At 66.9% G+C, this 13,083-nt stretch carries 12 protein-coding genes; 8 read left to right on the plus strand and 4 right to left on the minus strand.

The window, feature by feature from the left end:
- Window positions 1-19 precede the first annotated feature (19 nt).
- From ABD847_RS04040 to ABD847_RS04050, 3 genes are read right to left on the minus strand one after another with little or no spacing between them, the layout of a single operon-like run.
- Window positions 20-1,144, minus strand: coding sequence for an endonuclease/exonuclease/phosphatase family protein (locus ABD847_RS04040; RefSeq protein WP_345010297.1), 1,125 nt, complete (start codon window positions 1,142-1,144; stop codon window positions 20-22).
- A gap of 3 nt (window positions 1,145-1,147) precedes the next feature.
- The gene (rhtB, locus tag ABD847_RS04045; protein ID WP_345010299.1) at window positions 1,148-1,753 is read right to left on the minus strand and encodes a homoserine/homoserine lactone efflux protein; all 606 of its coding nucleotides are present in this window, start codon (window positions 1,751-1,753) and stop codon (window positions 1,148-1,150) included.
- Between the two features lie 10 nt (window positions 1,754-1,763).
- Window positions 1,764-2,672 (minus strand): 1,4-dihydroxy-2-naphthoate polyprenyltransferase, encoded by a 909-nt coding sequence (locus ABD847_RS04050; RefSeq protein ID WP_345010300.1) that lies wholly within the window; start codon window positions 2,670-2,672, stop codon window positions 1,764-1,766.
- Between the two features lie 181 nt (window positions 2,673-2,853).
- On the opposite strand from ABD847_RS04050, the gene ABD847_RS04055 reads away from it, so the two are divergent.
- From ABD847_RS04055 to ABD847_RS04085, 7 genes are all read left to right on the plus strand, one after another.
- The gene (locus ABD847_RS04055) at window positions 2,854-4,167 is read left to right on the plus strand and encodes an isochorismate synthase (RefSeq protein WP_345010301.1); all 1,314 of its coding nucleotides are present in this window, start codon (window positions 2,854-2,856) and stop codon (window positions 4,165-4,167) included.
- A 33-nt stretch (window positions 4,168-4,200) separates the two neighbouring features.
- Window positions 4,201-5,931, plus strand: a complete 1,731-nt coding sequence (gene menD, locus ABD847_RS04060; protein WP_345010327.1) for a 2-succinyl-5-enolpyruvyl-6-hydroxy-3-cyclohexene-1-carboxylic-acid synthase — start codon at window positions 4,201-4,203, stop codon at window positions 5,929-5,931.
- Entirely contained in the window at window positions 5,924-6,682 is a 759-nt protein-coding gene (gene menH, locus ABD847_RS04065) for a 2-succinyl-6-hydroxy-2,4-cyclohexadiene-1-carboxylate synthase (RefSeq protein ID WP_345010303.1), read from the plus strand. Before menD ends, menH begins: the two co-directional genes overlap by 8 nt.
- A 9-nt stretch (window positions 6,683-6,691) precedes the next feature.
- Complete coding sequence (gene menB / locus ABD847_RS04070) at window positions 6,692-7,546, plus strand: 1,4-dihydroxy-2-naphthoyl-CoA synthase (RefSeq protein ID WP_345010305.1); 855 nt, start codon at window positions 6,692-6,694, stop codon at window positions 7,544-7,546.
- The gene (menC, locus tag ABD847_RS04075; protein WP_345010307.1) at window positions 7,546-8,475 is read left to right on the plus strand and encodes an o-succinylbenzoate synthase; all 930 of its coding nucleotides are present in this window, start codon (window positions 7,546-7,548) and stop codon (window positions 8,473-8,475) included. Before menB ends, menC begins: the two co-directional genes overlap by 1 nt.
- Window positions 8,463-9,869 (plus strand): AMP-binding protein, encoded by a 1,407-nt coding sequence (locus ABD847_RS04080; protein ID WP_425568391.1) that lies wholly within the window; start codon window positions 8,463-8,465, stop codon window positions 9,867-9,869. The genes menC and ABD847_RS04080 overlap by 13 nt, the downstream gene beginning before the upstream one ends.
- A 62-nt stretch (window positions 9,870-9,931) precedes the next feature.
- A complete protein-coding gene (locus ABD847_RS04085; RefSeq protein WP_345010312.1) occupies window positions 9,932-11,983 on the plus strand; it encodes an exoribonuclease II in 2,052 nt (683 codons plus the stop codon).
- A 68-nt stretch (window positions 11,984-12,051) separates the two neighbouring features.
- Here the strand turns inward: ABD847_RS04085 and ppnP are convergent, their stop codons facing one another.
- Window positions 12,052-12,336, minus strand: coding sequence for a pyrimidine/purine nucleoside phosphorylase (ppnP, locus tag ABD847_RS04090; RefSeq protein WP_345010316.1), 285 nt, complete (start codon window positions 12,334-12,336; stop codon window positions 12,052-12,054).
- 309 nt (window positions 12,337-12,645) lie between these two features.
- Here ppnP and ABD847_RS04095 point away from each other — a divergent pair, with 309 nt between their 5' ends.
- Complete coding sequence (locus ABD847_RS04095) at window positions 12,646-12,852, plus strand: hypothetical protein (protein ID WP_345010321.1); 207 nt, start codon at window positions 12,646-12,648, stop codon at window positions 12,850-12,852.
- Window positions 12,853-13,083: the final 231 nt, after the last annotated feature.

Here is a 13,083-nt window from a genome sequence, read left to right on the forward strand (position 1 = left end):
GCTTGCTGCCACCGACGGCCTAGTCGCCCCAGGCCAGATCCAGCCACACCAGGCGGTGATCCGAGCTACGGGAGCCCCGCTGGCGCCCCCGTGCGTCGGCGATCCACTCCCAGCCCGGCTCGTCCGGCGCGGGCCAGAAGACGCCGCCGTCCAGCACGGCGAGATCGGCGCTGGGCAGCACATAGTCGAGGCGCAGCGGCAGTATGTGGGTCCAGGTGGCGGGCTCCCCCACCCGCCAGATGGGATGCTGCTGCTTGGCATAGTGCAGGGCGCCGCGGGATTTGGGCACCTGGGCCCCCAGGGCCGCCGCGGCATTGAGTCTGGGGTGGCGCAGCAGCCCCAGGATGGCGGCCTTGTTGCCCTCGCCCGCCGCCGGATCGTTGTTGAGATCCCCCAACAGCACGAAAGACGCCCCCGCCGCCAGGCCGCCGCGACCGCCCTGGTCATCCACCAGCCAGGGAGCGTCATCCAGGTAGTGCTGCCACAGGCGGATCTCGTCGGCGTTGCGCAGCCAGTTGCGCCGCTCGGCGCCGTCAAACACCGGCGGTGTGGGATGGCTGAGCAGCAGATGCAGCACCCGCTCCCCCACCTGCACCGGCAGATCCAGGTGATTCTTGGAGGAGAGCGGCAGCAGGGCGCGGGCCGCCGGGCTGTAGTAATCCGCCAGGCCGGAGCCAGGCTCGGCATCCGGCAGCCGGGCGCCGGGGATAGAAGCCCAGGGCAGGTGGGCGAAGCTGCGCACCCGCGCCTCCAGCAAGGGGTAACGTGAGAGCAGCACCATGGCGTACTGGCCGGGGAAGTCGCCAAAGCCCAGGCCGTCGCCGGGCAGGCTGAGCCGGCCGTCACCGTCCAGATCCACAGGCGCCAGCTGCCCCGTGTTGCAGGGCACCCGATAGCGGTAGGGATAGAGCAGCGGGCCGCCCTGTTCGTCGCTCACCGCCAGATAGTGTTGGCAGAAGTGATCCAGCGCCTCGGCCTCGCCGTTATGGTCAAACTCGTTGAGCAACAGCAGATCTGGGCGCACCCGCCGCACCATGGCCGCCACCCGCCGGATCTGGGGCGCACCGGCGTGCAGATCGGCGAGCAGCTGGCCGGCCTTGGGCCGGCTGAGGCTGATGTTGAAACTGGCGACCCGCAGGGGCATGAGTTAGCGGCTGGCCCCCGCCAGGGTGACCCCGGCCGCCATGAACAGGCTGCCGAATACCCGGTTCTGCAGCCGCTGACGGGCCGGCGTGGTGATGATCCGCATCAGGGGCACCGCCAGGGTGGCATAGCCCACCATCACCAGGGCATCCACCAGCAGGCAGGTGCCCCCCAGGATCAGGCACTGGGACCAGAGGGGATAGTCGGTGTGGATGAACTGGGGGAACAGGGCCACCAGAAATAGGATGGTCTTGGGGTTGGTGAGGTTCACCAGCACCGCCGGCCAGAACAGCATGGGCTTGGCGGCACCGGCCTGCATCGCCTGCACAGGCGCGCGCCACTGCTTCCAGCCCAGCCAGACGAGATACGCCGCGCCACACCACTTGATGATCTCGAACAGCAGCAGGGAGCGGGCCAGCAGGGCACCCAGCCCCACCCCGGCCAACAGCAGGTGACACAGCAGCCCCAGCTGCAGCCCGGCGATGGACGGCAGGGCGCTGCGCACCCCGTGACGCACCACGGTTCCCATGGTGTTGAGGGCGCCGGCGCCGGGGAACAGGCTGAACAACAGGGTGGTGACCAGGAAGGCCAGCCAGACACTCAAACTCATGATGAGCTCCTCAAGCCAGGGCAAAGCCCAGGGCCAACAGCAGGTTGAAGAAGAAGCTGCCCAGGGCGGTGGCCTTCAACTGGCCATTGAGCACCCCGGGATCCCGACTATGCTGCACCACCCAGGTCACCCGCAGCAAGGGGCCGTAGGCCAACAGGCACAAGGCCGGCCAGGGTGAGGGCTCGAACAGGCCGATAAAGGCCGCCACGCAGCCCCCGGCCCCCAGGATCAGCAGCCAGTGGTAGCGGCGGGCCCGCGCCTCCCCCAGCCGCACCGCCAGGGTGCGCTTGCCGCTGGCCTCGTCGGTGGCCAGATCCCGGATGTTGTTGATGTTGAGCACGGCGGTGGCCAGCAGGCCGCAGCCGGTGGCGGGCAGCAGCAGGGGCCAGCTCAGCTGGTGGGTGAACAGGTAAAAGGAGCCCACCACCCCCAGCAGGCCGAAGAACAGGAACACAGAGAGATCCCCCAGCCCGCGGTAGCCGTAGGGGCGCCGCCCCACCGTGTAGGTCACCGCCGCCACCAGGGCCAGGGCGCCGAAGCCGATGAAGGCAAGGAAGGCCGGCCAGTCGTCGGCAAAGGCGCGCCACAAGAGCGCCAGCCCGCTCACCACCGCCAGGCCGCCGGTGGCCAGCATGCCGAGGCGCATCTGCGACCGGCTGATGAGGCCGCTCACCACGGCCCGGGTGGGGCCCACCCGATCGGCGTTGTCGGCACCGGAGACGGCATCGCCATAGTCGTTGGCCAGGTTGGAGAGGATCTGCAGCAGGATGGCGGTGAGCAGGGTCAGGCCGAACAGGGGCCAGTCGAAGGCGCCGGCCTGGGCCGCCAGACCACCGCCCAGCAGCACGGAGGCACAGGCCAGGGGCAGGGTGCGCAGGCGGGCCGCCAGCACCCAGGCGCCAATCGAGGATGATGTCATCAGCAGGGGCTCCGTCGGGATCAAGATCGTTTACCCTCCCGCCGCCACGCCCTATACTGGGCCCCATTCAAGCCGGCCCGGGAGGGGACAGCGTAGGGGCTGTACTATACCGGATGCTGGTCTCTTTTGGCAGTTCCGGCGCCCTCGCCAGCCCGGTCAAAGACTCTGGATAGCAACCCCCATGCTGGCCCACACCCCCTTGCTGTTGCAGCTCGACACCCTGTCCGCCGATCCCCGTACCGGCTTCCTGCGTTTGCGTCATCCGGTCGACGTTACCTCTCTGCCCGGCTGGCTCAAGGGCCAGACCCAGTATCCGCAGATCTACTGGCACGCCCGGGAGCGGGATCGGGAGTTTGCCTGCCTCGGCAGCCTCCAGGAGATCCGGGATCCCGCCGCGCTGGCGGCGCTCTCCGGCCAGGCCAAACCCGAGGGCGGCAGCTGGCCGCGCTACTACGGCGGCCTGGCCTTCGACCCGGACCATGCCCACTGGCCCGAGTTCGGCCCCTGCCGCTTCGTGCTGCCGCGCATCGAACTCATCCGCCAGGGCAATCACACCGAGCTGGTGTGCAACCTCTGGCTCACCGACGACAACCGGGAGGCCGAGATGGCGGCGGCCCGGGAGGCCCTGAACGCCCTGCAACCGGCCCTGGCCACCGCGCCCCTGCCACCCCAGCCCCTGACCCGGCAGGACAGCCCGGACTTGCCCCGCTGGCGGCAGATGGTGGAGGCCGTGCTGGCGCCCGACTCCCTGTCCCGCATCCCCAAGGTGGTGCTCTCCCGGCAGAGCCGGTTGGCCCTGGCACAGGCCTACGATCCCTGGGATCTCATTGCCGCCTGGCAGCCGCTCTCCCTCAACTGTTTTCACTTCGTGTTCCGCTTCAGCCCGGAGCAGAGCTTCCTGGCCTGCTCGCCGGAGCGGCTCTATCGCCGCCAGGAACGGGCACTGGCCACCGAGGCCCTGGCCGGCACCATAGTGCGCTGCGGCGATGCCCAGCGGGACGCCGAGCTGGCGGCCCAGCTGCTGGCGGACAACAAGAATCGGCTGGAGAACCGTCTGGTCCATGCGGACATCCTCACCCGATTGGAAGGGCTGGCAGATACCGCCGAGCTCTCCGAGCCCCAGATCCTCTCCCTGCGCCGGGTGCAGCACCTCAAACGGGAGATCCAGGCCCATCTGCACCCCGGTGTCACCGACGCCCAACTGCTGGCCGCCCTGCACCCCACCCCGGCGGTGGGCGGCTGCCCACGGCGCAAGTCCAAGGCCCTGATCCACGCCCTGGAGCCCCAGGAGCGGGGCTGGTATGCCGGTGCCTGCGGCCTGATCAGCGAGGATGTGGCGGAATTTGCCGTGGCCATCCGCTGCGGCCGGCTGGCGCCCGACAGCCTGACCCTGTTTGCCGGTGCCGGCATCGTCGAGGGCTCCGAGCCCGACGCCGAATGGCAGGAGCTGGATGACAAGCTGGCCACCCTGCTGGGGGCTCTGACCCATGAATGAGAGCTCTGCCCCATGAATGAGGGCCTTGATCCCATGAGCGGCCACCCCCGAGCCCTGACCCAGGCCAGCCAGATCAACGCCCTGTGGGCCCATCTGCTGCTGGACGAGCTGTGCCGACTGGGGGTGCGTCATCTGTGCATCGCCCCAGGCTCCCGCAGTGCCCCCCTCACCCTGGCGGCCGCCGAGCAGCCCGGCCTGCAATGCCACACCCACTTTGACGAGCGCGGCCTGGGCTTCTTCGCCCTGGGGCTGGCCCAGGGGCTAAACGCCCCCGTGGCCCTGCTCTGTACCTCGGGTACGGCGGTGGCCAACCTCTATCCGGCGGTGGTGGAGGCCAGGCAGAGCGGCGTGCCCCTGTGGATCCTGAGCGCCGACCGGCCGCAGGAGCTCATCGACGTGGGGGCCAACCAGGCCATCCCCCAGGCGGGGATCTTCGCCCACTACCCCGTCTATCAGCAGGATCTGCCGGCCCCCAGCTTGGCCATCTCGCCGCGCTTTTTGCTGGCCAGCCTGGACGAGGCGGCCCGCCAACAGGCCCTGACCCCGGGTCCGGTGCACCTCAACTGCCGCTTCCCTGAGCCACTCTATCCCCAGGCGGAGATCCCCGACTGGCAGGACTACCTGGCCCCCCTGGGGAGCTGGCTGGACGACACCGCCCCCTGGCAGCGCACCGCCCGGCCACAGCCGGATCTGGGTGCCCCGGACTGGCCGGCGTTTTGCCGCGAGCCGGGGCTGATCGTCGCCGGGCGGCTGACCGACCCTGAGGAGGCCGAGGCCATTCGCGCCTTGGCCCGCCGCCTGGGCTGGCCGCTGCTGGCGGATATCCAGTCCCAGCTGCGCTTCGCCCCCGAGGCGCTGCCGCTGTACGATCTGGCCCTGCACCATGAGGGCGTCCAGGCCGCCCTGGGCCAGGCCAGGGTGCTGCTGCAGTTGGGCGGCCGGCTCGTCTCCAAGCGGCTGAGCCAGTTCATCGCCCGCCAGCCCTGGCAACAGGCCTGGCTCATCGACCGGCACGGCGCCCGGCTCGACGAGAACGGCCCCTTCCGGCTGCGCCTGCAGGCCCCCGTCGGCGCCTGGTGTCAGGCCCGGCTGAGGGAGACGCCCGAGCAGGCACCCTGGCTGGATCTCGCCGAGCCGCTGGCTCGCCTTAGCCAGGGCCTTAATGCACAGCTGAACCAGCTGAGCGAGGCGGCCCTGTGTCGCCAATTGCCTCGGGTGCTGCGCGGCCATCTGCTGCTGGGCAACAGCCTGCCCATCCGCCTGCTGGACAGCCTGGCCGAAACAGGTGCAGGGCCGAGCCGGGTGCTGAGCAACCGCGGCGCCTCGGGCATCGATGGCCTGATTGCCACCGCCGCCGGCTGGGCCCACAGCCGTCCCGGCGAGCCCACCACCTTGCTGTTGGGGGACACCTCGGCGCTGCACGATCTCAACAGCCTGGCGCTGCTGCGGGATCTCCCCGGCCCCGTGGTGGTGCTGCTCATCAACAACGACGGCGGCAGCATCTTCCACCTGCTGCCGGTGCCGGAGGCCGCCAAGGCGCCCCTCTATCGCCTGCCCCATGGCCTGGACTTTGCCCAGGCCGCCGGCCAGTTTGGCCTGCACTATCAGGCGCCAGACAGCCTGGATGGGGCACTGGCGGCCTACCGCCAGGCCCTGGACGGAGGCCAGCATCTGATCGAGATCCGGGTGCCTCACGACGAGGTGGCCAACCAGCTCAACGACCTCAAAGCCTGGATACAGGCCCAGGAGTGGCCCCTTGGCTGAGCTGGTGCTGCTCCACGGCCTGCTGGGGGACCGCCACGACTGGCAACCGCTGCTGGCGTGCCTGCCCGGGGTGGACGCCCTGGCGCTGGACCTGCCCGGCCACGGCCGGGAGTCCGCCCGTCCCCTGCGCCGTCTGGCGGACTTCCCGGCCTGGCTGAGCGCCCGGCTGCAGGCCGAAGGCATACGCCGCTACCATCTGCTGGGCTATTCCCTGGGTGGCCGCCTGGCCCTCTATCATGCCGCCGGCGGCGCCCCCGGCCTGCAGAGTCTCATCCTGGAAGGCGCCCATCCTGGACTGGTGAGCCAGGCCGAGCGACGGGAGCGGACCAGACAGGACGCGCGCTGGGCCCGCCGCTTCTACCGCGAACCCCTGGAGACGGTGCTGGCAGACTGGTACCACCAGCCGGTGTTTGCCGAGCTGAGCGCTGCTGATCGCATCCAACTGATAGCGGCCCGCCGGCAGAATGACGGCCGGAGGCTGGCCCGCACCTATTGCGCCACCAGCCTGGCCCGCCAGCCGGATCTGGCCCCTTGGCTGGCCAGAACCCGCCTGCCCCTGGCCTACCTGTATGGCCAGCAGGACGGCAAGTTTGCCGCCATCGCCACCCGGCTGGCCGCCATGCAGCCGCAGCTGAGCCGGCAGGCGGTGCCGGATGCCGGCCACAACGCCCATCGTGACAACCCAGAATTTGTCGCCCGCTGGCTACAGCACTGGCTGGCGGGCCAGCCGATTTCATCACCCACTTTGTAGAGAGAGCCCATGCGCCCACAAGAACCCGACTGGTACGCCCCCTATCACTGGCATGACTGCAGCGGCGACTTCACCGACATCCTCTATCACAAGAGCGAGGAGGGCATCGCCAAGATCACCATCAACCGGCCCCAGGTGCGCAACGCCTTCCGTCCTCGTACCGTGCAGGAGATGATCCAGGCGCTGTCCGACGCCCGCTTCGATGCCGGCATCGGCACCATCATTCTCACCGGCGCCGGCGACCAGGCCTTCTGTGCCGGTGGCGATCAGAAGGTGCGGGGGGATTACGGCGGCTATCAGGATGAGGAGGGCACCCATCACCTCAACGTGCTGGACTTCCAGCGCCAGATCCGCACCTGCCCCAAGCCGGTGGTGGCCATGGTGGCGGGCTACGCCATCGGTGGCGGCCATGTGCTGCACATGCTCTGTGATCTCACCATCGCCGCCGAGAACGCCCGCTTCGGCCAGACCGGCCCCAAGGTCGGCTCGTTTGACGGTGGCTGGGGCGCCTCCTACATGGCCCGCATCGTGGGGCAGAAGAAGGCCCGGGAGATCTGGTTCCTCTGCCGCCAGTACGACGCCGCCGAGGCGCTGGAGATGGGCCTGGTCAACACTGTGGTGCCCCTGGCGGATCTGGAGAAGGAGACGGTGCGCTGGTGCCGGGAGATGCTGCAGCACAGCCCCATGGCCCTGCGCTGCCTGAAGGCGGCCATGAACGCCGACTGCGACGGCCAGGCCGGCTTGCAGGAACTGGCTGGCAATGCCACCATGCTGTTCTATATGACAGAAGAGGGCCAGGAAGGCCGCAACGCCTTTAACCAGAAGCGGCAGCCTGATTTTTCCAAATTCAAACGGAATCCATGATGGACGCGACCCTGTACCGCTATCGTCTGCCTTTTGGTCAACCCCTGGTGTTTCGCGGTCGGGTGATGCCCGAGCGCGAGGGGCTCTTGCTGCGCATCGGGGACAGCTGGGGGGAAATCGCTCCCCTGCCGGGTCTGTCCAGGGAGACGCTGGACGAGGCGCAGGAGGAGGCCATCCTCTGCCTGAAGAGCCGCAAACAGGGTCGCAATCTGGCACCGCAACTGCCTTCGGTGCAGTTTGGTTTCGACTGCGCCCAGCGCAACTGGCCCAAACAGATGCACGCCCCCCACTCCCCCTATCTGCTGCTGTTGGGCAGCCCGGACGAGATCATCTGGGGCTGGCGGGAGTGGCTCTACGAATACCCCAGCAAGGCCAAGCTCAAGGTGGCCCGCTACGCCATGCGCGACGAGATCGCCATGATCCGCGAACTGTGTAGCCTCGCCCCCAAACTCAAGCTCATTCTCGACGCCAATCAGGGCTGGACCCGGGAGGAGGCCTGGACCTTCATGAGCCACCTCAACCCCGCCAACCTGGAGTATGTGGAGGATCCCTGTGCCCGCTTCGAGGACGTCAAGGCGGTGGCGGGCCACACCGGCATACCGGTGGCGCTGGATGAGCTGCTGAGTACGGACGCCAACTGGGAGAACTTTCCCCAGCTCAAGGCCCTGATCATCAAGCCCACCCTGATCGGCAGCCTGGCCAAGTGTCAGGCCATGGTGGAGAAAGCCCGGGAGCTGGGGCTCAAGGTGATACTCTCCTCCTGCTATGAATCCCAGCTGGGCAACCGGCTGCTGGCCCAGCTCAGCAGCGAGTGGGCGCCGGAGCAGGCGCCGGGCCTGGACACCCTGCGCTACTTCGCCGGCTCCCTGCTCACCCCCGAGACCCAGCAGGTGGACATGAGCCAGCTGGAGCGAGTCTGGCCGGCGTGATCTGCCCGATCCGCCAGCACGCCAGCCAGCACCCGGAACAGCCCGCCCTCTATCTGGACGGTCAGCCCGTCAGCTATGGCGAGCTGGATCAGCGGCTCAATGCCCTGGGCCAGCAGCTCGACGCAGCCGGCCTGTTGGCCGGTGATGCCCTGGGGCTGATTGCCCGTAACGGTCTGCCTACCTTACTGCTCATCTGGGCCGCCCTGCGCCGGCAGCTCATCCTCTGCCCCCTCAACCCGGCCCTGCCGGAGGCCAGCCAACAGACCTGGTGCCAGCGATTGGCCATCCAGGCCCTGTGGCGGGAAGCCGGCCCCTTGGCCGGCCACTGGCAGAACCTCACCCCAAACTGGCAAGCCAGGTCACCCCAGGGGGCCGCCCGGCTCGATCCCGCTGCCCTGTGCAACAAGCTGCTCACCTCCGGCAGTAGCGGTCAGGCCAAGGTGGTGGTCCATCGCCTGGCCCAGCACCTGGCCAACGCCCAGGGCAGCCGCCAACAGATCCCCCTCACTCGAGGCGATGGCTGGCTGCTCTCCCTGCCCCTGTATCACGTGGGGGGCTTTGCCATCCCGCTGCGCTGCTTTGCCGCCGGCGCCACCCTGGTACTGCCCGATGCCAAGCTGCCCCTCAAGGATCAGCTCAGGCGGGATCCCATCAGCCACCTCTCGCTGGTACCCACTCAGCTGTGGCGCCTGCTCGCAGCGCCGGACTTTCGGCTGAGCCAGACCCGGCTGCGAGTCCTGTTGCTGGGCGGCGCCCCCATTCCCCAGGCCCTGGTGGCCGCCTGCCAGGCTCAGGGGCTCTCCCCCCTGGTGAGCTACGGCCTCTCCGAGATGGGTTCCCAGGTCTGCACCCGGGTCTGCGGCAGCGACAGCCAGGTGGTAGGCCGTCCCCTGCCCGGCCGCGAGGTCTGTCTGCAGGCGGGCGAGATCTGCGTGCGCGGTGAGACCCTGTTTGCCGGCTATGAGACGGAGGATGGGCTGGCTCTGCCGCTGGATCCCGCCGGTTGGTTCCACACCCGGGACAAGGGCGAGTGGACGGTGGATGGCGAGCTGAAGGTCTGCGGCCGGCTGGATAACCAGTTCGTCTGCGGCGGCGAGAACATCCAGCCCGAACAGATTGAGGCCGCCTTGCTTGAACACCCCGATGTGGCCCAGGCCCTGGTGGTGCCCTTGGCGGATGCCCAGTGGGGACACAGGCCGGTGGCCTTCATCCAATGGCACTCCGGCGCCGCCGTCGACGATCTGGAAGCCTGGTTGCGCCAGCGGTTACCCGGCTACCTGGTGCCCCGTCACTGGCTGGCCTGGCCCGCCCAAGAGGACGGACTCAAACCAAGCCGACGCGAGTTCGCCGCCCTGGCTGCCCGGCAGCTGGCCGCACCAGCGCAGGGCGCGTGAGCCTTGGTTTTGCCGACACAAGTCCGTATAGTCCCTCCTGTTTCTTAATCAGGTGACCCCGCATGTTCCAAGACAATCCGTTGCTGGCGCAGCTCAAACAACAGCTGCGCGAAAATCTGCCCAAGAAGGAAGGGGTCGTCCGTGCCTCCGACCGGGGCTTTGGCTTCCTCGAGACCGATAACCGGGAGAGCTACTTCATCCCGCCCATGCAGATGAAGAAGGTGATGCACGGCGATCGCATCAGCGCCGTGATCCGCACCGAGAAGGAAAAGGAACAGGCGGAACCCGATGCCCTGATCACCCCGTTTCTGAGCCGCTTCGTCGGCCGCATCAAGCTGATCAAGGATCGGCTGAACGTGGTGCCGGATCATCCGGTACTCAAGGAGATGATCCGCGCCCGCGCCATCAAGGGCCTGGACGAGAAACAGTTCCAGGAAGGCGACTGGGTGGTGGCCAGGCTCAAGCGCCACGCCATGACCGATGGCAATCATGCCGCCGAGATCAGCGAGCTCATCTGCCGTGGCGAGGATCCGGAAGCCCCCTGGTGGGTGGTGCTGCGCCGCCATGATCTGGCCCGTCAGGCCCCCGACGAGGAGCAGACCTGGTCCTATCACGAGGAAGGCCTGAGCCGGGAAGATCTCACCGCCCTGCCCTTCGTCACCATAGACGGTGCCTCTACCAAGGACATGGATGACGCCCTTTATGCCGAGCCCGCCGGGGATGGCTGGAAGCTGTGGGTGGCCATCGCCGATCCCACCGCCTACCTGGAGCCGGGCAGCCCGCTGGATCTGGAAGCCGCCAAGCGCGCCTTCACCGTCTACCTGCCGGGCCGCAACATCCCCATGATACCCCGCACCCTGAGCGATGAGCTGTGCTCCCTCAAGGAAGGCGAGGAGCGCCCCGTGCTGTGCTGCCAGCTGGACATAGCCGCCGACGGTGCCCTGGGCCAGTTCCGCTTCTTTGCCGCCAACATCCGCTCCCAGGGCCGCCTGATCTACGACGAGGTCTCCGACTACCTGGAACTGGGCCAAAGCGCCAGCTTCACCCCCAACGAGGTGATTGCCGGCCAGCTCAAGCTGCTGCAGGGCATCACCCTGGCCCGCCAGGCCTGGCGCACCGAGCATGCCCTCATGTTCAAGGACAGACCGGACTACGCCTTCGAGCTGAATGAGGCCGGCGAGGTGGTGGCCATTCACGTGGAACCCCGCCGTCTGGCCAACCGCATGGTGGAAGAGGCCATGATCGCCGCCAACATCTGTGCCGGCCAGTTCCTCACTCAGACCCCGGGCTATGGCATCTTCAACGTGCACCCGGGCTTCGACGACGAGAAGCTGGGTGGCGCCATGGAGTTGCTGGCCCTACACAACGCTCCCTGGCACGATGAGTCCATCAATACCCTGCCGGGCTTCTGCCAGCTGCGTCGATGGCTGGATGCCCAGCCGACCCCCTACCTGGACAGCCGCATCCGCCGCTTCCAGACCTACTCTGTGATGTCTGCCCTGCCCGGCCCCCACTTCGGCCTGGGACTGCCGGCCTACGCCACCTGGACATCGCCCATCCGCAAGTACGGCGACATGGTAAACCATCGCATCATCAAGGCGCTGCTGGCCGGAACCCAGGTTCCCCCTTGCCCGGAAGAGCCGCTGACCCAGACCCTGACCGATGCCCGTCGCCTCAACCGATTGGCGGAGCGCGACATCGCCGACTGGCTGTATGTGCGCTTCCTGGCACCGGCCGTCACCAGTGGCCAGGTGTTCTCGGCTGAGATCATCGATATAGTGCGGGGTGGCATCAAGGTGCGCCTGCAGGACAATGGCGCCGTGGCCTTCGTGCCCGCCGGCCAAATCTGTAGCGACAAGAAGCGGCTGGAATGCAGCTGGGACGATGGCCAGGTACGCCTGGATAAGCAGCCGCTGTTCGAGCTTGGCCAACAGGTTGAGGTGGTCCTCAAGGATGCCATCGAGGCGACCCGCTCCCTGGTGGCCACCCTGGCAGTCCCCGTGGACATCACCACTCGTGAGGAGTCGGTGGCTGAGATGGAGCAAGAGCTGTTCGAAGCAGAAGCCTCAGCCCCGGCGGCCAGCACAGAGCCCTTGGTGGATGACGCGCCTTGAGCCGGTCTCGCTAACCCCCATAACAGAAGGGCCTGCAATGCAGGCCCTTCTTTTTCATCTGGATGAGATTATTTGAACTCACACAGATAGGCGGTATCGCTGGCCACCTGCAGCTGGAAGCTGCTGTTGCCAGGTACGTCAAACTGCTGGCCGGCGGCGAAGGTCACCCACTCGGTCTGACCGGGCAGCAGCACGGTCAGCGCGCCGCGGATCACCACCATCAGCTCGGGAGCGCCCGTGTTGAAGGTGTATTCACCAGGCGCCATCACCCCTACGGTGGCACGGGCATCCGCGCCGTTGGCAAACCCGATGGACTTCACCTTACCGTCAAAATATTCGTTTACTTGCAGCATCATGCATCCTTGTCAGCGAGTACGGCAGCTACTTCTTCCCCGACAAAAGGGCGCCTGATCACAGTTTGATCAGGACAAAAGAAAGTAACACGACAGATTCATCTTTCGTTAAGAATCCAGGGGCGAGAATAGCCTTATCCAGCCGCACGACTCAAGCCGCGCACAGTAAAAAAACCTGTCGCCGACTTAACAGTTTCGCAACATGCAAACGGTCTCAGCTGGAAAAAATCGACGGCAAGACTAGCCTTAAAGAGGCGCCAGTCGCCGGCAGACTCATCCCATCGCTGTTCCATTGTCGAGGTACCCTTGATGGAATTACATCTTACCGAAATCTCAAGTGCTTACCTGTTCACGGAGTACCTGCATAACCTTGGAGCCAAGGTGCCCCGTTTCAAGCAAGACTGGGAGTTTACCGTGGAAGGTAAGATCATGGCGAAGGTGAAGGTTTGTCAGGAGGGTCGGCCGCGCTATTACATCAGCGCCTCCCACATGGGGCCGCAACGTAGCGCGCACTGATCACCTACCGGCAGACCGCTTGCGCCAAGCTGCAAGCAAGTAGTGGTGTGCAAACAAAAAGGCCCCCCGATCGCGGGAGGCCTTTTTGCTTTTACGTTCAAAGCGAAATAATAAAAAAGGCCTCTTGAATTCAAGAGGCCTTTTCACTTCGTATTGGGAGCCTGGCGGTGTCCTACTCTCACATGGCGAATGCCACACTACCATCGGCGCTACAGCGTTTCACTTCTGTGT

It is taken from the genome of Pseudaeromonas paramecii, assembly GCF_039540575.1.
Lineage (GTDB): Bacteria > Pseudomonadota > Gammaproteobacteria > Enterobacterales > Aeromonadaceae > Pseudaeromonas > Pseudaeromonas paramecii.